The organism is Aeromonas sp. R5-3 (genome assembly GCF_040908225.1).
In the GTDB taxonomy this organism is placed as follows: Bacteria; Pseudomonadota; Gammaproteobacteria; order Enterobacterales; family Aeromonadaceae; genus Aeromonas; species Aeromonas dhakensis.
Window position 1 is genome coordinate 1 of sequence record NZ_JBFODH010000016.1, and the last position, 24,305, is coordinate 24,305.

At 62.3% G+C, this 24,305-nt stretch carries 23 protein-coding genes and 1 tRNA gene; 6 read left to right on the forward strand and 18 right to left on the reverse strand.

Going from position 1 to position 24,305, the window contains the following annotated elements; genetic code table 11:
- Window positions 1-35: 35 nt before the first annotated feature.
- The 4 genes from ubiD to trxA form a co-directional block, all read right to left on the reverse strand.
- Complete coding sequence (gene ubiD, locus AB5Y95_RS07395; protein ID WP_017788481.1) at window positions 36-1,505, reverse strand: 4-hydroxy-3-polyprenylbenzoate decarboxylase; 1,470 nt, start codon at window positions 1,503-1,505, stop codon at window positions 36-38.
- A gap of 30 nt (window positions 1,506-1,535) precedes the next feature.
- A complete protein-coding gene (locus AB5Y95_RS07400) occupies window positions 1,536-2,540 on the reverse strand; it encodes a hypothetical protein (protein ID WP_368160291.1) in 1,005 nt (334 codons plus the stop codon).
- 107 nt (window positions 2,541-2,647) lie between these two features.
- Window positions 2,648-3,913 carry a transcription termination factor Rho gene (gene rho, locus AB5Y95_RS07405; protein ID WP_005307308.1) on the reverse strand — a complete coding sequence of 422 codons (1,266 nt, stop codon included), beginning with the start codon at window positions 3,911-3,913 and terminating at the stop codon, window positions 2,648-2,650.
- A 207-nt stretch (window positions 3,914-4,120) separates the two neighbouring features.
- Window positions 4,121-4,447, reverse strand: coding sequence for a thioredoxin TrxA (gene trxA, locus AB5Y95_RS07410; protein WP_005307306.1), 327 nt, complete (start codon window positions 4,445-4,447; stop codon window positions 4,121-4,123).
- Window positions 4,448-4,560: 113 nt separating this feature from the next.
- Between trxA and rhlB the strand changes: the two genes are divergently transcribed.
- From rhlB to AB5Y95_RS07430, 4 genes are all read left to right on the forward strand, one after another.
- Window positions 4,561-5,850, forward strand: coding sequence for an ATP-dependent RNA helicase RhlB (gene rhlB, locus AB5Y95_RS07415; RefSeq protein WP_005307299.1), 1,290 nt, complete (start codon window positions 4,561-4,563; stop codon window positions 5,848-5,850).
- Window positions 5,851-5,863: 13 nt separating this feature from the next.
- Window positions 5,864-7,354, forward strand: coding sequence for a guanosine-5'-triphosphate,3'-diphosphate diphosphatase (gene gppA / locus AB5Y95_RS07420; protein ID WP_368160294.1), 1,491 nt, complete (start codon window positions 5,864-5,866; stop codon window positions 7,352-7,354).
- Between the two features lie 196 nt (window positions 7,355-7,550).
- Window positions 7,551-8,540: a DUF4382 domain-containing protein gene (locus AB5Y95_RS07425; RefSeq protein ID WP_368160296.1), complete on the forward strand. Its 990-nt coding sequence runs from the start codon at window positions 7,551-7,553 to the stop codon at window positions 8,538-8,540.
- 26 nt (window positions 8,541-8,566) lie between these two features.
- The gene (locus AB5Y95_RS07430) at window positions 8,567-8,836 is read left to right on the forward strand and encodes a Rho-binding antiterminator (protein WP_005307293.1); all 270 of its coding nucleotides are present in this window, start codon (window positions 8,567-8,569) and stop codon (window positions 8,834-8,836) included.
- Between the two features lie 60 nt (window positions 8,837-8,896).
- Here the strand turns inward: AB5Y95_RS07430 and AB5Y95_RS07435 are convergent, their stop codons facing one another.
- On the reverse strand, window positions 8,897-9,643 hold the full coding sequence (locus tag AB5Y95_RS07435; protein WP_026141452.1) for a class I SAM-dependent methyltransferase: 747 nt from the start codon (window positions 9,641-9,643) through the stop codon (window positions 8,897-8,899).
- A gap of 76 nt (window positions 9,644-9,719) precedes the next feature.
- Between AB5Y95_RS07435 and AB5Y95_RS07440 the strand changes: the two genes are divergently transcribed.
- Window positions 9,720-10,460 carry an ABC transporter substrate-binding protein gene (locus AB5Y95_RS07440; RefSeq protein ID WP_274181903.1) on the forward strand — a complete coding sequence of 247 codons (741 nt, stop codon included), beginning with the start codon at window positions 9,720-9,722 and terminating at the stop codon, window positions 10,458-10,460.
- 3 nt (window positions 10,461-10,463) lie between these two features.
- On the opposite strand, the gene AB5Y95_RS07445 is transcribed toward AB5Y95_RS07440, so the two are convergent.
- From AB5Y95_RS07445 to AB5Y95_RS07500, 12 genes are all read right to left on the reverse strand, one after another.
- Entirely contained in the window at window positions 10,464-13,007 is a 2,544-nt protein-coding gene (locus tag AB5Y95_RS07445) for a bifunctional diguanylate cyclase/phosphodiesterase (RefSeq protein WP_117405836.1), read from the reverse strand.
- Between the two features lie 204 nt (window positions 13,008-13,211).
- Window positions 13,212-15,254, reverse strand: coding sequence for an oligopeptidase A (gene prlC / locus AB5Y95_RS07450; protein ID WP_368160299.1), 2,043 nt, complete (start codon window positions 15,252-15,254; stop codon window positions 13,212-13,214).
- 227 nt (window positions 15,255-15,481) lie between these two features.
- Window positions 15,482-16,501, reverse strand: coding sequence for a porphobilinogen synthase (hemB, locus tag AB5Y95_RS07455; RefSeq protein ID WP_017766322.1), 1,020 nt, complete (start codon window positions 16,499-16,501; stop codon window positions 15,482-15,484).
- Between the two features lie 3 nt (window positions 16,502-16,504).
- Complete coding sequence (locus AB5Y95_RS07460; RefSeq protein WP_368160301.1) at window positions 16,505-17,290, reverse strand: TatD family hydrolase; 786 nt, start codon at window positions 17,288-17,290, stop codon at window positions 16,505-16,507.
- A 111-nt stretch (window positions 17,291-17,401) separates the two neighbouring features.
- Complete coding sequence (gene tatC / locus AB5Y95_RS07465; RefSeq protein ID WP_005307280.1) at window positions 17,402-18,157, reverse strand: twin-arginine translocase subunit TatC; 756 nt, start codon at window positions 18,155-18,157, stop codon at window positions 17,402-17,404.
- Entirely contained in the window at window positions 18,154-18,600 is a 447-nt protein-coding gene (gene tatB / locus AB5Y95_RS07470; protein WP_065017811.1) for a Sec-independent protein translocase protein TatB, read from the reverse strand. Before tatB ends, tatC begins: the two co-directional genes overlap by 4 nt.
- A 3-nt stretch (window positions 18,601-18,603) precedes the next feature.
- A complete protein-coding gene (tatA, locus tag AB5Y95_RS07475; protein ID WP_005307275.1) occupies window positions 18,604-18,855 on the reverse strand; it encodes a Sec-independent protein translocase subunit TatA in 252 nt (83 codons plus the stop codon).
- Window positions 18,856-18,896: 41 nt separating this feature from the next.
- Window positions 18,897-20,537, reverse strand: a complete 1,641-nt coding sequence (ubiB, locus tag AB5Y95_RS07480; protein ID WP_368160304.1) for a ubiquinone biosynthesis regulatory protein kinase UbiB — start codon at window positions 20,535-20,537, stop codon at window positions 18,897-18,899.
- Complete coding sequence (locus tag AB5Y95_RS07485) at window positions 20,537-21,145, reverse strand: SCP2 domain-containing protein (RefSeq protein ID WP_005307271.1); 609 nt, start codon at window positions 21,143-21,145, stop codon at window positions 20,537-20,539. Before AB5Y95_RS07485 ends, ubiB begins: the two co-directional genes overlap by 1 nt.
- An 8-nt stretch (window positions 21,146-21,153) precedes the next feature.
- Window positions 21,154-21,906 carry a bifunctional demethylmenaquinone methyltransferase/2-methoxy-6-polyprenyl-1,4-benzoquinol methylase UbiE gene (ubiE, locus tag AB5Y95_RS07490; protein ID WP_010635575.1) on the reverse strand — a complete coding sequence of 251 codons (753 nt, stop codon included), beginning with the start codon at window positions 21,904-21,906 and terminating at the stop codon, window positions 21,154-21,156.
- A 65-nt stretch (window positions 21,907-21,971) separates the two neighbouring features.
- Window positions 21,972-22,349, reverse strand: coding sequence for a fluoride efflux transporter CrcB (gene crcB, locus AB5Y95_RS07495; RefSeq protein WP_206221168.1), 378 nt, complete (start codon window positions 22,347-22,349; stop codon window positions 21,972-21,974).
- An 85-nt stretch (window positions 22,350-22,434) separates the two neighbouring features.
- On the reverse strand, window positions 22,435-23,700 hold the full coding sequence (locus AB5Y95_RS07500) for a cytosine deaminase (protein WP_017788468.1): 1,266 nt from the start codon (window positions 23,698-23,700) through the stop codon (window positions 22,435-22,437).
- Window positions 23,701-23,792: 92 nt separating this feature from the next.
- Here AB5Y95_RS07500 and AB5Y95_RS07505 point away from each other — a divergent pair, with 92 nt between their 5' ends.
- Window positions 23,793-24,047 carry a hypothetical protein gene (locus tag AB5Y95_RS07505; protein WP_368160307.1) on the forward strand — a complete coding sequence of 85 codons (255 nt, stop codon included), beginning with the start codon at window positions 23,793-23,795 and terminating at the stop codon, window positions 24,045-24,047.
- A 48-nt stretch (window positions 24,048-24,095) separates the two neighbouring features.
- Here the strand turns inward: AB5Y95_RS07505 and AB5Y95_RS07510 are convergent.
- Window positions 24,096-24,171 (reverse strand) — tRNA-Thr (locus AB5Y95_RS07510).
- Between the last annotated feature and the right edge of the window lie 134 nt (window positions 24,172-24,305).

A 24,305-nucleotide genomic window follows, 5' to 3' on the forward strand; every position in this document is an offset into this window, starting at 1 on the left:
CAGGCGGCACGGCCCGTCTGGCCGGCCGCCGCTCATCAACCGAGAATGTTCAGCTCGTCCCAGAGGGCATCGATCTTCTGCTTCACCGCCTCGTCCTGGACGATGGGCTGGCCCCACTCGCGGTTGGTCTCTCCCGGCCACTTGTTGGTGGCGTCCAGCCCCATCTTGGAGCCGAGGCCGGAGACCGGCGAGGCGAAGTCCAGGTAGTCGATCGGGGTGTGCTCGATCAGGGTGGTGTCGCGAGCCGGGTCCATCCGGGTTGTGATGGCCCAGATCACGTCCTTCCAGTCGCGGGCGTTGATGTCGTCGTCGCAGACGATCACGAACTTGGTGTACATGAACTGGCGCAGGAAGGACCAGACCCCCAGCATCACCCGCTTGGCGTGGCCCGGATAGCGCTTCTTGATGGTCACCACCGCCATCCGGTAGGAACACCCCTCCGGCGGCAGGTAGAAGTCCACGATCTCGGGGAACTGCTTCTGCAACAGCGGCACGAATACCTCGTTGAGCGCCACCCCCAGCACCGCCGGCTCATCGGGCGGACGGCCGGTGTAGGTGCTGTGGTAGATGGCATCCTTGCGCATCGTCATATGGGTGATGGTGAAGACCGGGAACTCGTCCACCTCGTTGTAGTAGCCGGTATGATCGCCATAGGGCCCCTCGGGGGCCAGCTCGCCCGGCTCCAGATAGCCTTCCAGCACGATCTCGGCGCTGGCGGGCACCTCCAGATCGCAGCTGATGGCCTTCACCACCTCGGTGCGGCTGCCCCGCAGCAAACCGGCGAAGGCGTATTCGGAGAGGGTATCCGGCACCGGCGTCACCGCGCCGAGGATGGTCGCCGGATCGGCGCCCAGCGCCACCGCCACCGGGAAACGCTCACCCGGGTGGGCCTCCTGCCACTCGCGAAAATCGATGGCACCGCCGCGGTGATCCAGCCAGCGCATGATCAGCTTGTTCTTGCCGATCTTCTGCTGGCGATAGATGCCGAGGTTCTGCCGCTTCTTGTAGGGGCCGCGGGTGATGGTGAGACCCCAGGTGACCAGCGGCGCCACGTCGCCCGGCCAGCAGTGCTGAATGGGGATCTGGTCCAGATCGACCGCCTCTCCCTCCAGCACCCGCTGCTGGCAGGGGGCAGACGAGAGACGCTTGGTCGGCATGTTGAGTACCTGCTTGAAGATCGGCAGCTTCTCCATCAGCTCCTTGAAGCCACGGGGCGGCTCAGGCTCCTTCAGGTAGGAGAGCCAGGTCCCCACCTGGCGCAAGGCGGCCACGTTGGGCTGGCCCATGCCCATGGCGACCCGGTCCGGGGTGCCGAACAGGTTGGTCAGCACCGGCATGGTGTAACCCTTGGGATTTTCGAACAGCAGGGCCGGCCCACCCGCACGCAGGGTGCGGTCGCTGATCTCGGTCATCTCCAGATAGGGGTCTATCTCGCGCGTGATGCGCTTGAGCTGTCCGCTTTGTTCCAGCTGCGCGATGAAATCACGCAAATCCTTGTATTTCATGCAGGTACCCTGTGTGCAGGCGATGCCGCATTATAACTCCGGGGAGCCGGCGGGTGTACCCGGTTCGGGTTGCACCATCGGACTTGCATGACGCTTTTCCTGCCTGGTCAGCCGATCGGCAAGCTGGGCCAGCAGCCTTGGCTCGTCCACCTGCAACAGCAGGCTGGCCACCTGACCGCTGTACTGGCGGTTGCCCAGCTCAGCCAGCAGGAACTGCTGGGCCGTGTCGGGCAGCGGCGAAAGCTGACTGAGCTGGTGCAGGGCGGTCTGTTTGAGGGAGGCGTTGCGGCTGGCGGCGATCAGCAGATCGCTCGCCGTCTGACCCTGATGAAAGCGCCCCACGCTGGCCAGGGCCGCCACGCTGTCGTGATCCGCCGGTTGACGCCACAGCTTCTGATAGAGGGCGCTGTCGCCGGTACGCTCGGCCAGCAGCCGCAGCAAGCGGTTGTCGGGCAGGAAGATGTTCAGGCCGGCCAGCTTGTGTGCCTCGCGCTGCAGCACAGTGACAGGCTGCCCGGCGAGTACGTTCAGCAGCGCCTGCTGTTGCTGGGCCAGATCCGGGTTGCGGCTGTTGTAAATCTGCTTGAACTCGAAGCGGTTCGCCTCCAGCAGCTGGCGGTAGTTGTCCTGCCAGGCCTGCTGCTGCCAGCGGCTCAGCACCTGCCGCGCCGCAGCGGCAAAGTCGTAGGCGGGTTGCTGCACCAGAAAGCCGTCCACCTCTTTTTCCACCAGCCAGCTGGGGGCCTTGAACGACTGGGCGCGCACCCAGGCCAGCAGTTGCGGACTGGCAGCCCTGGGCTGGTCATCGAGGGTGGCAAGCAGCTGGCACAGCAGATACTCCCGCTGCCCCACGGCCAGGGAGTCCAGCAGGGAATCGATGGCGGCAAACTGTCCCTGCTGCAAGCGGCCGGTCAGGTAGTCGAGGTGGCCCTGCAGTCCCTCGTCGGCCACCAGCGCGACGCGGGGCGGGGTCTGGCCCGCCAAAGCCGGCGGCACCAGCAGCCAGCTCAGCATTATCAGGAGTACATGCTTCATGACGTCCCTATCCTTGTGACATCGAGGTTTCATACTACTCAGGCGACCGCAAAATAGATAAACAAAAACCGCGACCTGGGCCGCGGTTTCATCATTTTTCGAGTCGGTTACTTCTGCTGGCGCCGCATGGCGTCGAAGAACTCGTCGTTGGTCTTGGTCATCGCCAACTTGTCGATGAGGAACTCGATGCCGTCGATCTCGCCCATCGGGTGGACAATCTTGCGCAGGATCCACATCTTCTGCAGCTCGTCGCCGGTGGTCAGCAGCTCTTCCTTGCGGGTACCGGAGCGGGTGATGTCGATGGCCGGGTAGACGCGCTTCTCGGCGATCTTGCGCGAGAGGTGCAGTTCCATGTTGCCGGTGCCCTTGAACTCTTCGTAGATGACTTCATCCATCTTGGAGCCGGTATCGATCAGCGCGGTGGCGATGATGGTCAGGCTGCCGCCCTCTTCTACATTGCGCGCGGCACCGAAGAAGCGCTTCGGACGGTGCAGGGCGTTGGCGTCCACACCACCGGTCAGTACCTTGCCGGATGACGGGATGACGGTGTTGTAGGCACGGGCCAGACGGGTGATGGAGTCCAGCAGGATCACCACGTCCTTCTTGTGCTCGACCAGACGCTTGGCCTTCTCGATCACCATTTCGGCGACCTGGACGTGACGGGAAGCCGGCTCGTCGAAGGTGGAGGCGATCACTTCGCCCTTCACCATCCGCTGCATCTCGGTCACCTCTTCCGGACGCTCGTCGATCAGCAGGACGATCAGTTCGCAGTCGGGGTGGTTGTAGGCGATGCTCTGGGCAATGTTCTGCAGCAGCATGGTCTTACCGGCCTTGGGCGGTGCGACGATGAGGCCGCGCTGGCCTTTACCGATCGGGGATGCCAGATCCAGTACGCGGGCGGTGATGTCTTCGGTGGAACCGTTGCCACGCTCCATGCGCAGACGCTCGTTGGCGTGCAGCGGAGTGAGGTTTTCAAACAGGATCTTGTTGCGGGAGTTTTCCGGACGGTCGTAGTTGACCTCGTTGACCTTGAGCAGCGCGAAGTAGCGTTCGCCCTCTTTCGGCGGCCGGATCTTGCCGGAGATGGTATCGCCGGTGCGCAGGTTGAAACGGCGGATCTGGCTCGGGGAGACGTAGATGTCGTCCGGGCCGGCCAGGTAGGAGCCGTCTGCACTACGCAGGAAGCCGAAACCATCGGTCAGGATTTCCAGCACACCGTCGCCGAAGATATCCTCGCCACCCTTGGCGTGCGCCTTGAGGATCGCGAAAATAATGTCTTTCTTGTGCGCCCGAGCCAGATTTTCCAACCCCATGGATTCGCCAAGCTGTACCAGCTCGGACACAGGAGTGTTCTTTAATTCAGTCAGATTCATAGTGGTGAAAGTCTGTAAGCAAGGATTGAAATGAGGAGACAGTCTGCTGGATTGATGCTGATCGGATTTGATTTGCCGGGCTGATGTGTGAGCAAAGAGTCAGGCAAAAAGGTTAGCAAACGAGCGATAAATTAGCACCAATCGGGGTGAGCGTCTAGGTGATAAAACAGAAGGAGCGCATTATTGCAATGCGCTCCTCGATGATTATTACAGGTTGCCGTCCAGGAACTCTTTCAGCTGAGTCTTGGACAGGGCACCGACCTTGGTCGCTGCCACTTCGCCATTCTTGAACAGCAAGAGGGTCGGAATACCACGAATGCCATATTTGGGCGGAGTGTCGGCGTTATGGTCGATGTTCAATTTCGCCACGGTCACGCGACCGGCATACTCTTGGGCGACTTCGTTCAGGATCGGGGCAATCATCTTGCACGGACCACACCATTCGGCCCAGAAGTCGACCAGAACGGCGCCATCGGCTTTGATTACATCTGCCTCGAAGCTGGCATCGCTCAGCTGAACAATCTTGTCACTCATCTCCAACTCCAGTCAGTAATTAAGGCTTTATTGACGTATCAACAAAGGCAATAGTTGCCCTATTTGAAATGATCCTGTTTATTATTGCAAGCCTAACCTGATAACCTACCGCCATGAGCAAAACACACTTAACGACCGACAAATTCGCCCAAATGGGCCTCGAACCCGAAGTTCTGGCTGGTCTGGAATCAAAGGGATTTCACTATTGCACCCCCATCCAGGCACTCTCTCTGCCGCTGCTGGTAGAAGGCCATGACCTCGCCGGCCAGGCCCAGACGGGTACCGGAAAAACCATCGCCTTCCTGGCTGCCACCTTCAACTATCTGCTGACCCACCCGCTGACCAAGCCGCGCCTCATCAATCAGCCGCGCGCCATCATCATGGCCCCGACCCGGGAACTGGCAGTACAGATTTACAACGATGCCGACAGCATGGCCGCCTCGACCGGCCTCAAGCTCGGCCTCGCCTACGGCGGTGAAGGGTACGACAAGCAGCTGGCCGTGCTGGAGCAGGGTGTCGACATCCTGATCGGCACCACAGGCCGCATCATCGACTACTTCAAGTCCAAGGTCATCGATCTGAGCAACATCCAGGTCGTGGTGCTGGATGAGGCGGATCGCATGTTCGATCTCGGCTTCATCAAGGACATCCGTTTCCTGTTCCGCCGCATGCCGCCCGCCACCGAGCGCCTGAGCATGCTGTTCTCCGCCACCCTCTCCCTGCGAGTGCAGGAGCTGGCCTACGAACACATGAACCACCCGGAACATGTGCAGGTCGAGCCGGAGCAGATGACTGGCGTACGAATCAAAGAAGAGCTCTTCTACCCTTCCAACGAAGACAAGATGTTGCTGCTGCTCTCCCTGATGGAAGAGGAGTGGCCGGAGAAAGCCATCGTCTTCGCCAACACCAAGCACGTCTGTGAAGACGTTCACGCCTGGCTGGAGAATGACGGCCACCGGGTCGGTCTGCTGACCGGCGACGTGCCACAGAAGAAGCGGATGAAGATCCTGGAGGACTTCACCAAGGGTGCGGTAGACATCCTGGTTGCCACCGACGTGGCCGCCCGTGGTCTGCACATCCCTGACGTGACCCACGTCTTCAACTACGACCTGCCCGACGACGCCGAGGACTACGTACACCGCATCGGTCGTACCGGTCGTGCCGGCAAGAGCGGTCACTCCATCAGCCTGGCCTGTGAAGACTATGCCTTCAACCTGCCGGCCATCGAGGAGTACATCCACCACCCGATCCCGGTCAGCAAATATGACCGCGAGGCGCTGCTGGATGACGTGACCGCGCCGAAACGGGTGTTCCGCAACCGTCAGCCGGTGAACCGCAACATGCGCGATCGCCAGGGCGGTGGCAACAGCAACAACCGCCGTCGTCCTCCCCGCAAGAGCTGAAGGATAGGCCCAGTTGCACAACTCGCCTCTCTATGCCGCCATCGACCTCGGCTCCAACAGCTTTCACATGCTGGTGGTGCGCGAGGTCGCCGGTGCCCTGCGCACCGTCACCAAGGTCAAGCGCAAGGTGCGCCTCGCCGCCGGTCTGGATGCCGATTTTCGTCTCAGCCGTGCAGCCATGGAGCGGGGCTGGGACTGTCTGCGCCTCTTCTCCGAGCAGCTGCAGGACATTCCGGCCGACAACATCCGGGTAGTCGGCACCGCGACCCTGCGCCTGGCCACCAACGTCGACGAGTTTCTGCGTGAAGCGGAACGGGTGCTCAACCACAACATCGAGATCATCTCGGGTGAGGAAGAGGCCAAGACCATCTATGAAGGGGTCTCCTGGACCTCGGCGGGGGAAGGCAACCGGCTGGTGATCGACATCGGCGGCGCCAGCACAGAACTGGTGATCGGCGAACAGAGCGAGGCCAAGCTGCTCAACAGCCTGCACATGGGCTGCGTCACCTGGCTCAACAACCACTTCGGTGACGGCGAGCTGAGCGAAGCGCGCTTCAACCAGGCCATCGCCGCCGCCAAGGCGGTGCTGGAGAAGGTGGCGGACGATTACCGCGTGCTCGGCTGGCGCACCTGCGTCGGCGCCTCCGGCACTGTGCAGGCGCTGCAGGAGATCATGCTGGCGCAGGGGAAGAGCGAGCGGGTCACCCTGCCCAAGCTGCAGGAGCTAATGGGTCAGGCCATCGCCTGCGGCAAGCTCGACCAGCTGCAACTGGAAGGGCTGGCCGCCGAGCGGCTGACCGTGTTCCCCTCCGGCCTCGCCATCCTGATCGCCATCTTTGAAACCCTCGGCATCGAGAGCATGACGCTGGCCGGCGGCGCCCTGCGCGAAGGCTTAATCTACGGCCTGCTCGGCAACAATCACGACTGTGATGCCCGCGATCGTACCGCCGACAGCCTGATCAGCCGCTACCAGCTGGACAAGGAGCACGCCGAGCGGGTGCGCGATACCGCCATCGAGACATTCACCCAGCTGCAACCGGCCTGGCGTCTCTCCAAGCGCTACGGTCGCCCGATCCTGCGTTACGCGGCCCTGTTGCACGAGATCGGTCTGTGCATCGAGTACAAGAAGGCGCCGCAACACGCCGCCTACATCATCGACAACATCGACATGCCGGGTTTCACCCCCGCGCAGAAGAAGCTGCTGTCGGCCCTGCTGTTCAACCAGCGGGACGAATTCAAGCTGGAACCGCTGGAGAAGCAGGGTGCCGTCACGGCTCGCCAGGCGATCCGGCTGGCCCGCATCCTGCGCATCGCGCTGATCCTCTGCATGCGCCGCACCCAGGGCACTGTGCCGATCTTTACCCTGCAGGCGGATGACGAAGCTCTGACGCTGACCCTGCCCAAGGGGTGGCTGGACGAGCACTACCTGCGCGCCAGCGAGCTGCGCCTCGAAGTGGAGCGCCAGCAGAAGATGGGCTGGCCCACCCGGCTGCTGGAAGCCTGATTGGGCCCAGCCCAATTAGTGCCCCAAGGTTCCGACAATCTCTTTCGCAGCCAGCACTGGCGCCACTCAGGCCTGCCCCTTGATTTTATTGGGTTGACGGGCAGATCCCGCCCTTGCGTCTGGGCTCTGCCTCCCCCCTCATGGCCTACGTTCGACTAGAGTAGGGTTGTCTTCACAACCAACCGGAATGGACGCCATGAAACCCTTGACCCTGATCGGACTGACCGCCCTGCTCACCGCCTGCGGCGGCGGGGGCGGCGACAACAGCAGCCAGCCACCACAGGCCCAGCTCTCGCTGGCCTTCTCCGACGCCCCGGTAGATGGCGTCAGCAAGGTCTGCATCGCCGTCTCCAACATCAGCATCCACCCCGTCGCCGGCACCGAGCAGAGCTGGACCACCGCCAGTTTCCTCACCTCGGCCCAGGACGATGGTTGCACCCCGAGCGGCGAGACCATTCCGCTCGACAGCGCAGGGAGGCCGCTGTTTACCTACATCGATCTGCTGAGTTATCAGGGGTCCGCCAGTCGCCCCCTGCTGGCCAGCCAGAGCGTGGTGCCCGGCAACTACAGCCAGATGCGGCTGCGGGTGCTGGACGGGCGGGAGGTCGCCAACCAGTTTCTGGACGGCACCCCCTACTCCTACGTCAAGCAGGATGATGGGGTGATCAAGCCGCTGGAGGTGCCCAGCAGCGAGCTCAAGCTGGACGCCTTCACCATCGCCGCCAACGGCCTCAGTGCCTTTACCACCGAATTCGATCTGCGCCAGTCCATGGTGCTGCCAGGCCACGAGCAGTACTACAAGCTCAAACCGAGAGGCGTACGGCTGGTGAACAACACTCAGGTTACCACCGTCAAGGGCACGGTGGCAGCCGGGCTGTGCGGTGGCCAGCTGACCGACAAGGCATTCGTCTACTTCTATGACGAGCTGCGCCCGGTGGGTGACGACGCCTATCCCGACATGGCCGACAGCGACAACGGCTTCTACGCCAGCGCCCCCGTGCTGCCGCAGACCGGAGGCGGCTTTGGCTACGAGCTGGGATTTGTCAATCTCGGCAGCTACGATCTGGTGCTGGTCTGCAACGGCGACGAGGATGATCCGGCAGTGGCCGACGATCCGCTGCAGCAGGTGCAGATACAGAAAGCCCAGACGGTGGTGGCGCCCACCACCAGCATCAACTTCCAGTAACGGGCGACAAGGGGGACGACGACCGCATGAGCAGATACCAACCCATCAGTTGCGATCTCTACGACTGGCTGGAGATCGCCGCCAGCTGGCAGCTGCCGGTCACCCTCACCTGTAAGGATGGCCGCCAGTGGGCGGACAAGATCCGCACCATAGAGGCCAGAGAAGGGGTCGAGTACTTGCTGCTGCACGGCGGCGAACGGCTCAGCCTGGCGGAACTGGCGACCATGGCGCTCAACTGGCAGGGGGAGGAGAAGCTGATCCGCTTCGCCCCACCAGCCCCAGCCGACAGCCAATAGATGGCAAGAGGGCCAACCCCATCAGGTTGGCCCTCTTCTTTACATCCCTCGCATGCGGCGTTACCCCGCCAGCGCCGCCATCACGTAGACATCGAAGCGGTTGCTCTTGGTCTCGATGGCCATGCTCGGCTTCTGCTCGTTGAGCCAGCCGGCGTAGTCCGGCCGCTTCACCACTACCCGCCGGTCCGCCATGGTGAGCGCCGCAGGCAGCAGGGCATCGGCGTCGAGATCCGCCCCCACCAGCGACTGGAACACCCGCATCTCTTTTTTCACCAGCGCCGACTTCTGCTTGTGGGGGAACATGGGGTCGAGGTAGATGACATCCGGCCGCTCGGCCAATCCCAGCAGGGTCTCCACCGCAGGGCCGTGCAGCAGTTGCATCCGCTCGCGCACCCAGGGGCCGATCTCGGGATCCTGCGCGGCGCGTGCCAACCCGTCCTGCAGCAGAGCGGCCACCACGGGGCTGCGCTCAATCATGGTCACCTTGCAGCCGAGGGAGGCGAGCACGAAGGCATCGCGTCCCAGCCCGGCGGTGGCATCCACCACGGTCGGCATGGCGCCCGCCTTGAGCCCCACCGCCTTGGCGATGGACTGGCCACGGCCACCGCCGAACTTGCGACGATGAGCAACCGCCCCTTCGACGAAATCCACGTAGACGGCGCCCAGCTTGGGTTCGTCCAGCTTGCGCAGCTCCAGCCGTTGCGGGGTGAACACCAGGGCAAACTGGGGCAGGTCGATCTGGTCAAGCTGGCTGCTCAGGGCTTCTGCCTGGGCCGCCTTGGCGGGGTCTTCGAGGAGGATTTGCATGGGCTCTGGATGCATTCTAAGTTCAGTGAACCGAGTGTATCACAGCCCCTTTGCGTGGCTGTAGGGAGGAAACCCCATGCACCTGCTTATCGCCCTGCTGCTTGCCGCCCAGAGCGGTGGCCAGCTCAAAGTCTGCGGCGTTGACTGGCCCCCCTTCTCCTACGCCGAACAGGGCAAGCTGATGGAGGGCATATCGGTCGAGATCCATCAGGAGGTGGCACACCGCCTCGGCATGCAGCTCACCCTGCTCGAACTGCCGTGGGGACGCTGTGAACAGTACGTCAACACCGAGCTGGCGGACGGCATTCTCGACAACGCGCCCCTCCCCGGCTGCTACCACTCCGATCTTGCCACCGCCTTCTACCCGCTGGCCGCCTATGTGCGCAGCGACAGCCCGCTGCAAACCTTCTCGTGGGAGATGGCCAAGGGGCTGAAAGTGGGGATGGTCAGGGGCTATGACTACACCGACAGGATCAAGCACTTCACCGGCTGGGTGCCCATCAAGGCCCACTCCGACAAGCAGCTGCTGCTGATGCTGGAGAAGAGCCGGGTCGACCTGATAGTGCTGGATTACTTCTCAGCCCCCATTCTCTCCAGAGAGCAGGACGTCAAGATCCGCGCGCTCACCCCCTTTCTCGACTCGACCCCGCTCTACCTCTGCTTCGGCAAGCAGAAGGCTGACCTGCTGCCCGCCTACAACGAGGCGCTGCAACAGATGCTGGACGAAGGGGTGCTGGATCGCATCTATCTGCGCTATCTCGGGGAGGATTACCGGACACTGAAGGAGAAACAGGAGAGGATGAAAGCGGCGCAGTAAGGGCTAGCTGGTCTGCAGGAACATGCTCTTGTCGTTGAGCTGCAAATACTCGGTGAGGTCGTCGTAGGCGAGCGGCCGGCTCAGCAGATAACCCTGGGTGAAGGCACACCCCTTCTGGCAGAGGAAGTTGAGCTGCTCGCGGGTCTCCACCCCCTCGATCACCACCTGCATGCCGAGGTTGTGCACTATGTTGATGATGCCGTCCAGCAGCAGCCGGTCCTGCTCGTTGAACGGGATGTGGCGCACGAAGGCCCGGTCGATCTTCACCAGGTCCACCGGGAAGTTGCGCAGATAATTGAGCGCCGAGTAGCCGGTACCGAAGTCGTCGATGGCCAGCTTGCAGCCTGCCTCGCGCAGGGCATCGATCCGCACCCTGTGCTGATCGCTGGTCTCCATCAGCAGGGATTCGGTGATCTCGATGACGATGTCCGCCGGATCCAGCCCGAAGTGGTGGATCACCTTGAGCCACTCGCTCGCCTCCGGATCTATGGTCTGGAACTCCAGGGTGGAGCGGTTGATCGACATCTGCAGATCCGGGAAGCCGGATTGCTGCAGCCGCGCCAGATCCCGGCACGACTGCCACAGCACCAGCGCCCCCAGCCCCTGGATGAGCCCGGCCTCCTCCGCCAGCGGAATGAAGTCCGCCGGCGACACCTGACCCCAGTGCGGGTGATACCAGCGCACCAGCGCCTCCAGCTTGGCGACCCGGCCGCTGCGGTTGTCCCAGATCGGCTGGTAGGCCATGGTCAGCTGCTCGAGCTTGATCGCCTCCGCCAGATCCTGCTGCATCTGGTGACGCTGGCGCACCTCTTCGCGCATGGAGGCGCAGTAGCTGCCGAGCAGCCGCCCCTGCCGCTTGGCGGCAAACAGCGCCTGCTCGGCGTTGCGCAGCAGCTCGTCGCTCTCCAGCCCGTCGCCCGGGCAGAGGGTGATGCCGATGGTGGCCGTCACGTAGAGGTGCTGGTTGGCCAGCATGAAGGGGCGGGCGAAGCCGCCGACCACCTGCTTGGCAAACACCTCGGCCTGGCGGCGGTTGACGATGCCGGGCACCAGGAAGGCGAACTCGTCGCCGCCGATGCGGGCCACCAGATCTTCGGTGCGCACCCGGCTCACCAGCCGATCCGACACCTCCCGCAGCAGGGCGTCACCGGCGTGGTGATCCATGCTGTTGTTGACCGCCTTGAAGTTGTTGAGGTCGAGCACCATCAGCGCGAAGCGCTCGCCCCGCTCGCAGAAGCGGCTGAGGCAGCGGCCGAACAGCCAGCGGTTGGGCAGCCCGGTAAGGTTGTCGTAGTTGGCCTGGGCGGCGATCTTCTGCTCCGCCAGCTTGGTCTGGGAGAGGTCGCTAAAGATGGCGATGTACTGGCTGATGCGCCCCCCTTCCCGCAGGGTGCTGATCATCAGCTGCTGGGGGTAGAGCTTGCCGTTCTTGCGCTTGTTCCACACCTCGCCGCGCCACACCCCCACCCGCTCCAGCGCGTGGTACATGTCGGCGTAGAAGGCCTGATCGTGCAGGCCGGACTTGAGCAGGCTGGGGCGCTGGCCGCACACCTCCTCCTCGCTGTAGCCGGTGATCTGTTCGAACGCCGGGTTGACCGAGATGATGCGACTGTCGGCGTCGCACACCAGGATCGCCTCTGACAGGTTGTCATAGACCCGGTGGGAGAGCTTGAGCTGCTCGGCGTGACGCTTGAGGGGGTCTATGTTCTCCAGCACCACCATCAGGTAGTCAGGCTGCAATTGATCGTCCCGCACCAGGGTGACGGTGACCCGCCCCCACAGTAGCTGGCCGTCACGGTGCAGGTAACGCTTCTCCTGGGTGAAGGCGGTACGCTCGCCACGCCTGAGCTCTTCATAGCAGGCGACGCTGCGCAGCCAGTCTTCCGGATGATTGAGCTCGGCGGCGTTGCGATGAACCAGCTCCTCCTGGCTGTAGCCCAGCATCTTTTCGATGGCCGGATTGGTCCAGAGGATCTTGCCGTCCAGATCGAGCTTGCCGATCCCCACCGGGGCGTGGGACATCATGGTGTGCAGAAAATCGTGGTACTCGGGCTGGGGCGGCGCCGGCTGCTGCAGCATCAGCGCCAGTTCGCGCCCGGCCAGCGGAGCCAGCAGGCGCAGCAGGCCCATCACCTTGTCCATGTTGGTGAGCGGCCGCTTGAACAGCAGGCTGCAGATGCCCACCGTCTCCCCCTGCGCACTCCTGAGGGCGATGCCGGCATAGGCCTGGATCTGCCAGGCCTGCAACACGGCGGCGTGGGGGAACAGCTGCTGTACCCGATCGCTGAACCAGGCCTCGCCCTCCTGCAGGGTGATCTCCCCCAGGGTGGCGCTGACCGGAAAACTGAAGCGGGTCGTATCGAGAGAGGCAGGATAGGTTGCATGCACCTTGCAGGAGAGCCCCGCTTGATCCCTACCCGAAATCAGGACGAAGTCGGCCCCGACCGCTGCTGCGATTTCACTCACAAAGGTATCGAAATATCCCTGACCACTCGAATGAGACAGACTTGAGATGATTTGATAGACAGACTCGAGTGCTCGCCTCATGGCAAGGTTCTTTCTCTCCTTGGAAGGTAGACCCCGACTCTACTGAAGAGGCGGGAACAGTGCAAACATGCTATCCGCAAGATATTAAAATGCCTTGAGAAAAGGGACCAAAAGGTCCCTTTTTATCTCAAAAATCACGCGGTGATCGCACTCTGTAGCAGAGGTGTACCTGCTTGAAGCTCACGCCTGGCGGGGCCTGCAGCCTCATGCGGCAATCCCGCTGTGGCGCAGCAAGGCATCCACCTGAGGCTCACGACCACGGAAGGCACGGAACAGCTCCATCGGCTCCTTGGAACCACCCTTCTCCAGGATGTTCTTCAGGAAGGAGTGGCCGGTCACCGGGTTGAAGATCCCCTCCTCCTCGAAGCGGGAGAAGGCGTCGGCGGAGAGCACTTCCGCCCACTTGTAGCTGTAGTAGCCCGCCGCATAACCGCCGGCGAAGATGTGGGAGAAGCTGTGCTGGAAGCGGTTGAAGGCCGGCGGCGTCATCACCGCCACCTCGCGACGCACCTCGTCCAGCAGCGCCGGGATCTGATCCGCATTGGTCGGGTCAAACTCCTGGTGCAGACGGAAGTCGAACAGGGCGAACTCCAGCTGGCGCAGCATCTGCATGGCCGCCTGGAAGTTGCGGGCGGTCAGCATCTTCTCCAGCAGATCGGCTGGCAGCGGCTCGCCGGTCTCGTGATGGCCGGAGATGAAGGCCAGTGCCTCGGACTCCCAGCACCAGTTCTCGAGGAACTGGCTCGGCAGCTCCACCGCGTCCCAGGCCACGCCGTTGATGCCGGCCACACCGGCCACGTCGATCCGGGTCAGCATGTGGTGAATGCCGTGACCGAACTCGTGGAACAGGGTGACCACTTCGTTGTGGGTAAACAGGGCGGGTTTGCCGTCCACCGGGCCGTTGAAGTTGCAGGTCAGGTAGGCCACCGGCTTTTGCAGCGAACCGTCCTGACGGTAGCGACGGCCTAGGCAGACGTCCATCCAGGCGCCGCCCTGCTTGTGCTCGCGGGCATAGAGGTCGAGGTAGAAGCTGCCGCGCAGCTCATCCTCGGCATCGAAGATGTCGTAGAAGCGCACGTCCGGGTGCCAGGTGTCGATGCCGAGGCGCTCGCGCACCTTCATGCCGAACACCCGCTTGACCACCTCGAACAGCCCTTTCACCACCTTGCTGGCGGGGAAGTAGGGGCGCAGCTGCTCGTCGGAGATGGAGAACTTGTGCTGCTTGAGCTTCTCGGCGTAATAGGGGATATCCCAGGCCGCCAGCTCGCTCTGGCCGTGTTGTTCGCTGGCGAAGGCGCGGATCTCTTCGAGCTCGGCCTTGCCCTGCGACAGGGAGCGGCGCGCCAGATCGGTGAGGAAGTTCACCACCTGCTCCGGCTTGTCCGCCATCTTGGTGGCAAGGGAGAGCTCGGCGTAGTTGGCAAAGCCCAGCAGCTGGGCCAGCTCGCGGCGCAGGGTGAGCAGCTCGGTCATGATGGCGGAGTTGTCCCACTTGCCGGCATTGGGGCCCTGGTCGGAGGCGCGGGTGGTGAAGGCCTCGTACAGCTCGGCGCGCAGGGCGCGGTTGTCGGCATACATCATCACCGGCAGGTAGGAGGGGATGTCCAGAGTGAACAGCCAGCCTTCCTTGCCCTTCAGCTCGGCCAGCTGGCGAGCGGCGGCCTGTGCACTCGCAGGCAGCCCGGCCAGCTCGGCCTCGTCGATCACCAGCTTGCTCCAACCCTGGGTCGCGTCCAGCACGTTGTTGCTGAAACGGGAGGCCAGCTCGGAGAGGCGGGCCTGGATCTCGCCGTAGCGCTGCTGCGCCTCGGCGGGCAGGCCGATACCGGACAGGCGAAAATCGCGCAGGGTATTCTGGATCTCCTTGCGCTGGGCGGCGCTCAGCAGGGGGAAATCGTCGCTCTCGGAGAGGGCCAGGTAGGCTTGATAGAGCCCTTCGTGCTGACCGACATAGGTCTGGAATTCGGACAGCAGCGGCAGGCAGGCGTCGTGGGCCTCGCGCAGCGCCTCGCTGTTGAGCACGGAGTTGAGGTGGCTGACCGGCGACCAGATCCGGGACAGACGGTCATTTACCTCTTCCAGCGGGGCGATCAGGCTGTCCCAGGTATGGGGCTCGCGCTGGGCCAGCACATCGCTGATCTTCTGTTTGCAATCGGCAATGGCCTGCGTCACGGCAGGCTGTACCTGGTCGGGCTGGATCTGGCTGAACGGGGGCAGCGAGTCCATTGTCAGCAAAGGGTTAGTCATCCGGCAATACCTCTAAATTCTCTACAGCCCCTGCCGTCCAGAAGCTTGCTTGGACTACCTAAGATGTAGGCAGAAACCCCATTAATCAAGCCTTTGCCATCGAGAGCGAGGGCCGCTGCCCACATTTGGTCAAAAGCTGCGCACAAAACGACCAGATAGTCCCCCAGAAACGACAATGCCGGCCCCGGGGCCGGCATTGTCTGCATTGCATAGAAAGCGTCCTGCCATCAGGCCCGGGCATCTTCCTTCAGCCACTGCGCCACGCGCTTGGCGAAGTAGGTGAGGATGCCGTCGGCCCCGGCTCGCTTGAAGCAGAGCAGGGACTCCATGATGCTCTCCTTCTCCTTCAACCAGCCGTTCTGGATCGCCGCCATGTGCATGGCGTACTCGCCGCTCACCTGATAGGCGAAGGTCGGCACGCCGAACTGATCCTTCACCTGGCGGATCACGTCCAGATAGGGCATGCCCGGCTTGACCATCACGCTGTCGGCCCCTTCCTGGATATCCAGCGCCACCTCGTGCAGGGCTTCATTGCTGTTGGCCGGATCCATCTGGTAGGTGGCCTTGTTGCTCTTGCCGAGGTTGCCGGCCGAGCCGACCGCGTCGCGGAACGGGCCGTAGTAGCAGGAGGCGTACTTGGCGGAGTAGGCCATGATCTGGGTGTTGATGAAGCCGTTCTCTTCCAGCGCCGCGCGGATGGCGCCGATGCGGCCGTCCATCATGTCCGACGGCGCGACGATATCGACCCCGGCGGCAGCGTGGGAGAGCGCCTGTTTCACCAGGATTTCGGTGGTGATGTCGTTCAGCACATAGCCTTCATCATCGATGATGCCGTCCTGACCGTGGGTGGTAAACGGGTCGAGCGCCACGTCGGTGATGACCCCCAGCTCCGGGAAGCGGGCCTTCAAGGCACGTACGGTACGCTGGGCCAGCCCGTCCGGGTTGTAGGCCTCTTCCGCCAGCAGGCTCTTCTGCTCCAGCGGGGTGACCGGGAACAGGGCGATGGCCGGCACGCCGAGTGCCACCAGTTCGGCGGCCTCCTCCAGCAACAGATCGATGGAGAGACGCTCCACCCCCGGCATGGAGGGAACGGCTTCACGGCGGTTCTCCCCCTCCAGCACGAACACGGGGTAGATGAGATCATTGGCGGTCAGTACGTTCTCGCGCACCAGACGACGGCTGAAATCATGTTTGCGCACCCGGCGCAGGCGGCGGCCCGGAAAGGCGCCTGGAAGAGTTGTAGCCATGAGTCACTCCAAAAGAGGAAGTTGGAAAAACGCGGCGGAGGTGGCCCGGGTATGGGCCAGCAAGGCCTCGGGCGCTTCACCACGGCAGGCCGCCACCACCTGGGCGATGTGCGGCAAAAAAGCGGGTTCGTTGCGTTTGGGTCTGGGTTTCAGATCCCGCGGCACCAGGTAGGGGGCGTCCGTCTCTATCATCAGCCGGCCGGCCGGAATGCGGGCCACCTGCTCGCGCAGCAACTGACCGCGACGCTCGTCGCAGAGCCAGCCGGTCACCCCGATATGCAGCCCCAACGCCAGACACTCGTCCAGCTCCTCATCGGAGCCGGTGAAGCAGTGCAGCACGGCCCCCGACAGTTTGGGCAGCCAGGGGCGCAGGATCTCTATGAAACGGGTGTGGGCATCGCGGCAATGGAGAAACACCGGCATCCCGAGCTCGGCGGCCAGCGCCAGCTGGGAATCGAATACCGCGTCCTGCACCGGACGGGGCGAGAAGTCACGGTTGTAGTCGAGACCGCATTCGCCGATGGCCACCACCTGTGGCAGCGCCGCCAGCTCGCGCAGGGCGGGCAGGGTCGCCTCATCGACGCTTTTGGCATCGTGGGGGTGGACCCCGGCGGTGGAAAAGCAGTAGCCAGGCCAGCGGGCGGCCAGGGCGGCGCTCTCGCAGCTGCCGATCAGATCTGTGCCGGTCAGGATCAGCGCCTCCACCCCGGCGGCGCGGGCGCGGGCCACCAGATCGGCCTGTTCATCGGCGAACTGGCTGCTGGTCAGGTTTACACCTATGTCGATCATGGGGTCAGCGAGTCCGAACAAAAGGAAGACATATCTGGTATTTGAAAACCATCTACTCGATGGGGCCTTACCATACGCCTCGAACGGGAGCATGAAAAGAGGAAGGGAGCCTCAGCTCCCCTCTTCCGTTGATTCCTGTTGCTCCTCGTCCTCTTTCTTCACGTAGAAGCGGGCGAAGAACAGACCTATCTCCCACAAAGCCCACATGGGGATCGCGAGCAGGGTCTGGGAAAAGACATCGGGCGGCGTCAACAGCATGCCGACCACGAACACCCCGACGACGACGTAGGGACGTTTCTCCTTCAGGCTCTTGGGGGTGGTCACCCCGGTCCAGCACAGCAGTATGGTGGCTACCGGAATTTCGAACGCCACCCCGAACGCGAAGAACAGGGTCAGCACGAAGTCCAGATAGCTGGCGATGTCGGTCGCCACCGTTACCCCGGCGGGCGCGGTGCTGGTGAAGAAACCGAACACCAGCGGGAACACCACGTAGTAGGCGAACGCCATGCCGGCGTAGAACAACACGGCACTGGAGGCGACCAGCGGCATGATGAGACGCCGTTCATGTTGGTACAGACCGGGGGCTATGAAGGCCCAGGCCTGGTAGAGCAGATAGGGGATCGCCACGAAGAAGGAGACCACCAGGGTCAGCTTGATCGGCGTCAGGAAGGGCGTCGCCACGTCCGTCGCTATCATGCTGGTCCCTTCCGGCAGCTGGCTGAGCAGCGGCTGGGCCACGAAGTCGTAGATGTTGTTGGAGAAGTAGATCAGCGCGATGAACACCAGCAGGATGGCGGTGATGGAACGCAGCAGGCGCGTTCTCAGCTCCACCAGGTGGCTGATCAGGGGTTGTTCGGCCTGACTCATGGCTTCACCTCCCCTTGTTCGGTACGTGGCTGGGCACCGGGGCGCTCATCCACGATCGCTGTCTGTTCCGGCACGGCCACCGTGGCGGCTGGCGGCACAGATTCCTCCTTCACCTCGGCCGATGCCGGTGCGGGATGGATGGTGTTTTGCTGTTCGTATGGACGGGTCACCGATTGTGCGGCCGCTTTCAGCTGCTCGATAGACTCCTGCAGCTCGGGGCTCAGGTTGTTCATCTGCAGCTGTTCGGCCTTCTTCAGGTCGTTGTGCAGATCCTGCAACTTGAGCTCCTGCTCCAGCTCGGCCTTGACCGAGTTGGCGGTGCTGCGGATCAGTCTGATCCAGTGGCTGGCGGTACGGATCGCCACGGGCAGCCGCTCGGGGCCGAGCACCACCAGGGCGACGACACCAATGACAACCAGCTCCCAGAAACCGATATCGAACATGGCTTAGGCCTGATCTTTATCTTTCTGCTTGGCGGCATCGCTAGGCTGGCCAGCCGCTTCGTTCAGCTGCTTCGGCGGAAACTCGGCATCCTTCTGCTCGGACTTGGCATCGCTCGGCTCGTCAGAGAGTGCCTTCTTGAAACCCTTGACCGCGGCGCCCAGATCACCGCCGATGCCACGCAGCTTCTTGGTACCAAACAGCAGCACGACGATGACTGCGATGATCAACAATTGCCAAATACTGATACCACCCATGATTTTTATCTCCAGGACAGGCGCCCGCTGGCGCGGTTTATTTAATGGGAACGGGTCCGCAACCAACCCAGCAACCAGCATAACCCGGCGCCGGCGAGGCTGATTTGTCCCCACTCAATGTGTTGTTTTTGGGTCAGCAAGAATACACCGGCCAATAGCAGGCTGGCTCCAACCCCTAAGAGGTAGCGAGCCTGTCCCTGCCGACGGCTGTGACGGCGGAACTCGGCGAACATCTGGTCGAAATGGTGCTGTTGATGGCGAGTCTGGCGCAGGGTCTCGTAGACCAGCTCCGGCAGTTCCGGCAGCTTCTCCGCCCAGAATGGCGCCTTCTCCTTGATGGCAGTCCACACCGCCTTGGGCCCCACCTGCTGGTACATCCAGTTTTCCAGATAGGGTTTGGCGGTCTGCCACAGATCCAGCTGGGGATAGAGCTGACGACCCAGCCCTTCCACATAGAGCAGGGTTTTCTGCAGCAGCACCAGCTGCGGCTGCACCTGCATGTTGAAGCGACGGGCGGTGTTGAACAGGTTGAGCAGCACGTGGCCGAACGAGATCTCGGACAGCGGTTTCTCGAAGATGGGCTCGAGCACGGTGCGGATGGCGAACTCGAACTCGTCCACCTTGGTATCGGGCGGCACCCAGCCGGACTCCACGTGCAGCTCGGCCACCCGGCGGTAGTCGCGGTTGAAGAAGGCGAGGAAGTTCTCCGCCAGGTAGCGCTTGTCTTCCCGATTGAGGGTGCCGACGATGCCGCAGTCGATGCCGATCCAGAGCGGATTCTCGGGGTGCTCATAGGAGACGAAGATGTTGCCCGGGTGCATGTCGGCGTGGAAGAAGCTGTCGCGGAACACCTGGGTGAAGAACACCTCCACCCCGCGCTCGGCCAGCAGCTTCATGTTGGTGCCGTTGGCTTCCAGCGCCGCGATGTCGGAGACCGGAATGCCGTAGATCCGCTCCATCACCAGCACCTGCTCGCGGCAGTGCTCGGTGAACACCTCGGGCACGTAGAGCGCATCTGAGCCGGTGAAGTTGCGACGCAGCTGGATGGCGTTGGCCGCCTCCCGCATCAGGTTGAGCTCGTCGAGGATGGTCTTGCGATACTCCTCCACCACCTCGATGGGGCGCAGTCGTCCGCTCTGGGGCACGAAACGGGCCAACAGACGGGCCAGCGCCTGCATCAGCCGCAGGTCGGCCTCGATGACCGGTTCGATATCGGGGCGGATCACCTTGATGACGATCTCGCGGCCGTTCTCCTTCAGCCTGGCGGTATGCACCTGGGCGATGGAGGCGGACGCCAGCGGCGTCTCGTCGAAGTCGTCGAACAGGGTCTCGATGGTGCAGCCCAGGCTCGCCTCGATCTGGCGACGGGCAGCCTGACCGCAGAAGGGGGGCACCCTGTCCTGCAGCAAGGCCAGCTCTTCGGCGATATCCGGCGGCAGCAGATCGCGCCGGGTCGAGAGCATCTGACCGAACTTGATAAAGATGGGGCCGAGCGCCTCGAAGGCGAGCCGGATACGGGCACCACGGCTCAGCTCCTGGCGCTTGTTCTTGAGCCAGAACAGGCTGCGACGGGCCAACCGGCCGGGCCAGGGCTGATAACGGGCGGGCACCAGCTCGTCGATGCCCTGCTCCAGCAGGATGCTGATGATGCGATAGAGGCGCTTGAACTCCTTCGGTGTCATCAGGCTACCCGCTGTTCGAAGCGGGCCAGCCGCAGCTCGACCGCTTTCATCTGTTGCGCCAGCAGCTCGACATCGTCGTTGAAGCTGGCCACTTCCAGCGGACCCGGCGCAAGCCGGATCTCTTCGGTCAGATACTCGGCCAGCTGACGCTGGCTGCGGCACAGTTCACGCCCCAGCAAGCGACGTGCCTGACGAGCACCACGCAGCAGGGTGTGGGCCAGCACGTCGCCGGTATAGCGGGACAGCTCCTCTTCCCAGTCGATGTCGAGCTCACCCAGCAGTACGCTGAACGCCTGCACCAGCTGGGGGTCGCCGCTCAGATCCAGCTTCTCCTCGCGGATGTAACGCGTCAGAGAGGAGGGATCCTTGAGCAGGCCAAGGGCGGTCAGGGAGAGGCTCAGCACCGCATCGGCCTCCCCTTCAAACTTGGCCAGCACATCCAGCCGGCGCCCGGAGAAGACAAACCAGAGCGGCTTGAGCTCGCGCAGCTCCAGCTTGAGTACCTTGCCCGCCAGCTTGCGCAGCCGCTCGGGGCTCTGCTTGTCCAGTTCCAGCAGTCTGTTGAGGCTGGTTTCGATCACCGCGGTGACCATGGCATCCATCGGCATAGGCGACCTTAAAACTTGTAACCGCGGTGCAGGGCGACCACGCCCTGAGTCAGGTTGTAGAACTCCACCTGCTCGAAACCGACATTTTCCATCATGCCGGCCAGGGTCTGCTGATCCGGGTGCATGCGGATGGATTCCGCCAGGTATTTGTAGCTTTCGCTGTCGTTCGCGACTATTTCGCCCATTTTCGGCAGCAGTTTGAAGGAGTAGAGGTCATAGAGCTTGGCGATCACTTCGCTCACCGGCTTGGAGAACTCCAGCACCAGCAGACGGCCGCCCGGCTTCAGTACCCGGAACATGGAGGCGAGCGCCTTGTCCTTGTCGGTAACGTTGCGCAGGCCGAAGCCGATGGTGATGACGTCGAAATGGTTGTCCGGGAAGGGGAGCGCCTCGGCGTTGGCCTGAACGTAGGAGACGTTGTTGGCCACCCCCAGGTTGCGCAGCTTGTCGCGACCCACCTTGAGCATGGAGTCGTTGATGTCGGCCAGCACCACCTGACCGGTTTCACCGACGATGCGGGAGAACTTGGCGGTCAGATCGCCGGTACCACCGGCCAGATCCAGCACCTTCTGGCCCTTGCGCACACCGGAGCAGTCGATGGTGAAGCGCTTCCACAGGCGGTGGATGCCGAACGACATCAGATCGTTCATCAGATCATACTTGGCTGCCACCGAATGGAAGACGCCGGCGACCAGGGTTTCCTTCTCGGTCGCGGCCACGGTTTTAAAGCCAAAATGCGTTGTCGTAGTCTGTTCTGACATCCCTTAAACACCCATAGAGCAAAGAATGGCCGCCAGTTTACCAGAGCCAATGGCGTGCGGACACCTTAAACCCGGCTGGTGACCAACTGCATCCCCAGCACCACCATGGCCAGACAGAGAAACAGGTTGAGGCCGATGTTGAGCAGCGCCTTGAGATAAGCGCCATGCTGGGCCAGCGCTACCGTGTCCAGCGCGAAAGAGGAGAAGGTGGTGAGTGCACCGAGGATCCCCACCATCAACAGCGGCTTCATCGGGTGTTCGGCTATGTGGCCGTTCAGGATGAGGGCGTAGGCTACTCCCATGATGAAGGAGCCGATCAGATTGACCATCAGGGTGCCGTAGGGGAAGTGGCGCCCCAGCAGCAGCGCCATCAGCTCGGCGATGCCAAAACGCAGGCAGGCACCGATGGCTCCGCCGGCAGCAACAAATAACCAGGTTTGCATGGAAGCAGACTCCACAGTATCAGGTCGACATTATGCAAAATGTCGACCTGGGGGGACAGCAGGGCAATTAATCGACGCCCTCGGCTCAACGGCGAAAATCGACCGGCTCGCTCTGTGCCAGGTGCAGCGTGGTGCGGGCCGGCCTGGTGTCGGCAATCAGTTTGCCATGGCGAATGGAGTAGCGCACCGGCACTTGCCGGCGCACCGCATCGAAGCCGTTTTCGGCAGGCAGGATCAGCAGATTGGCCGGCTTGCCCAGCTCGATGCCGTAGCGATCCTGCACGTTCAGGGTGCGGGCGCTGTGACTGCCGATCAGCTTGAGGCTGTCGTTGATCTCTTCGTACCCCATGACCTGACAGACATGCAGCCCCATGTGCAGCACCTGCAGCATGTTGGCCGTCCCCATGGGATACCAGGGGTCGAACACGTCGTCGTGACCGAAGCAGACGTTGATGTTCGCCGCCAGCATCTCCTTCACCCGGGTGATGCCGCGGCGCTTGGGATAGCTGTCGAACCGCCCCTGCAGGTGGATATTCACCAGCGGGTTGGCGACGAAGTTGAGGTCGGCCAGCTTCAACAGCCGGAACAGGCGCGACGCATAGGCCCCGTTGTAGGAGTGCATGGCGGTGGTGTGGCTGGCGGTCACCCGCTGGCCCATGCCGCGCTCGTAGGCCAGGGTCGCCAGCGTCTCGATAAAGCGGGACTGCTCATCATCGATCTCGTCACAGTGCACATCGACCAGAACTTGATACTTCTCGGCAAGATCGAACACATAGTGCAAGCTTTCGACCCCATATTCCCGAGTGAACTCGAAATGGGGGATGGCGCCGATCACGTCGGCACCCAGCTTGAGGGCCTCTTCCAGCAACGCCTTGCCGTTCGGGTAGGAGAGGATCCCCTCCTGCGGGAAGGCGACGATCTGCAGCTCCACCCACTCCTGCATCTCTTCCCTCACCTCCAGCATCGCCTTGAGAGCGACCAGATTGGGATCGGAGACATCGACGTGGGTACGGACAAACTGGATACCGTTGGCGATCTGCCACTTCAGCGTCTGGATGGCGCGCCGTTTCACATCCTCGTGGGTCAGCATTGCCTTGCGCTCGGCCCAGCGTTCGATCCCCTCGAACAGGGTGCCGGAGAGGTTCCAGCTCGGCTCGCCCGCCGTCTGGGTGGTATCGAGATGGATGTGCGGTTCGATAAAGGGGGCAATGGCGAGCCCCTCCTCCCCATCCAGCTCATGGGTGGAGAGCAGATGAGTGCTCATGGGCTCGATGGCACGGATCAGGCCATCCTGGCAGAGGATCTGCCAGGTCCCCTCCCTGCCGGCCAGGCGCAGGTTCTTTATCAGCATGTTTTTCTTCCTTTTTTCAGCCGCCAATTGCTTTTTCAAGCCACAACTTAGCTTGGATCAATTTGATAGAAAAGCGTTCATATTGAATACATATGAGACTGTTACTATTGATAGACAGCAACAATAAAAGGGAGTTGATTGGGATGAAAGCAGGATTGACCGAGATCGGCAGCGCAGGCTTGTTTCACGAGTATCTGCAGACGCTGGGCATCAGCAAGCCACCATTGACCTCGATAGAGAAGCAGTGGGAATACAAACGCGATGAACGACTGGTGGCTGCCATCGAGATAGAAGCGTCGGGACAGCCCCGTTTCTATCTCGATGCCAGACAGATATCGATGAATTGAAAAAGCAGAAACAAAAAAGCCTCCCGATTGGGAGGCTTTAATATTTAATGGTGCTGATACCCAGAATCGAACTGGGGACCTCATCCTTACCAAGGATGCGCTCTACCGACTGAGCCATATCAGCACACTAACCGGTAAAGACCACGCTCACCGCGTAATCTAAAATTGGGTGCCTGGCAGTGTCCTACTCTCGCATGGCGAATGCCACACTACCATCGGCGCTACAGCGTTTCACTTCTGAGTTCGGCATGGGGTCAG

Bases quoted from the DNA above. Each gene is read 5' to 3' on its own strand.
- ubiD (WP_017788481.1), bottom strand. From the start codon at position 1,505: ATGAAATACAAGGATTTGCGTGATTTCATCGCGCAGCTGGAACAAAGC.
- AB5Y95_RS07400 (WP_368160291.1), bottom strand. From the start codon at position 2,540: ATGAAGCATGTACTCCTGATAATGCTGAGCTGGCTGCTGGTGCCGCCG.
- rho (WP_005307308.1), bottom strand. From the start codon at position 3,913: ATGAATCTGACTGAATTAAAGAACACTCCTGTGTCCGAGCTGGTACAG.
- trxA (WP_005307306.1), bottom strand. From the start codon at position 4,447: ATGAGTGACAAGATTGTTCAGCTGAGCGATGCCAGCTTCGAGGCAGAT.
- rhlB (WP_005307299.1), top strand. From the start codon at position 4,561: ATGAGCAAAACACACTTAACGACCGACAAATTCGCCCAAATGGGCCTC.
- AB5Y95_RS07425 (WP_368160296.1), top strand. From the start codon at position 7,551: ATGAAACCCTTGACCCTGATCGGACTGACCGCCCTGCTCACCGCCTGC.
- AB5Y95_RS07430 (WP_005307293.1), top strand. From the start codon at position 8,567: ATGAGCAGATACCAACCCATCAGTTGCGATCTCTACGACTGGCTGGAG.
- AB5Y95_RS07435 (WP_026141452.1), bottom strand. From the start codon at position 9,643: ATGCAAATCCTCCTCGAAGACCCCGCCAAGGCGGCCCAGGCAGAAGCC.
- AB5Y95_RS07440 (WP_274181903.1), top strand. From the start codon at position 9,720: ATGCACCTGCTTATCGCCCTGCTGCTTGCCGCCCAGAGCGGTGGCCAG.
- AB5Y95_RS07445 (WP_117405836.1), bottom strand. From the start codon at position 13,007: ATGAGGCGAGCACTCGAGTCTGTCTATCAAATCATCTCAAGTCTGTCT.
- prlC (WP_368160299.1), bottom strand. From the start codon at position 15,254: ATGACTAACCCTTTGCTGACAATGGACTCGCTGCCCCCGTTCAGCCAG.
- hemB (WP_017766322.1), bottom strand. From the start codon at position 16,501: ATGGCTACAACTCTTCCAGGCGCCTTTCCGGGCCGCCGCCTGCGCCGG.
- AB5Y95_RS07460 (WP_368160301.1), bottom strand. From the start codon at position 17,290: ATGATCGACATAGGTGTAAACCTGACCAGCAGCCAGTTCGCCGATGAA.
- tatC (WP_005307280.1), bottom strand. From the start codon at position 18,157: ATGAGTCAGGCCGAACAACCCCTGATCAGCCACCTGGTGGAGCTGAGA.
- tatB (WP_065017811.1), bottom strand. From the start codon at position 18,600: ATGTTCGATATCGGTTTCTGGGAGCTGGTTGTCATTGGTGTCGTCGCC.
- tatA (WP_005307275.1), bottom strand. From the start codon at position 18,855: ATGGGTGGTATCAGTATTTGGCAATTGTTGATCATCGCAGTCATCGTC.
- ubiB (WP_368160304.1), bottom strand. From the start codon at position 20,537: ATGACACCGAAGGAGTTCAAGCGCCTCTATCGCATCATCAGCATCCTG.
- AB5Y95_RS07485 (WP_005307271.1), bottom strand. From the start codon at position 21,145: ATGCCGATGGATGCCATGGTCACCGCGGTGATCGAAACCAGCCTCAAC.
- ubiE (WP_010635575.1), bottom strand. From the start codon at position 21,906: ATGTCAGAACAGACTACGACAACGCATTTTGGCTTTAAAACCGTGGCC.
- crcB (WP_206221168.1), bottom strand. From the start codon at position 22,349: ATGCAAACCTGGTTATTTGTTGCTGCCGGCGGAGCCATCGGTGCCTGC.
- AB5Y95_RS07500 (WP_017788468.1), bottom strand. From the start codon at position 23,700: ATGCTGATAAAGAACCTGCGCCTGGCCGGCAGGGAGGGGACCTGGCAG.
- AB5Y95_RS07505 (WP_368160307.1), top strand. From the start codon at position 23,793: ATGAGACTGTTACTATTGATAGACAGCAACAATAAAAGGGAGTTGATT.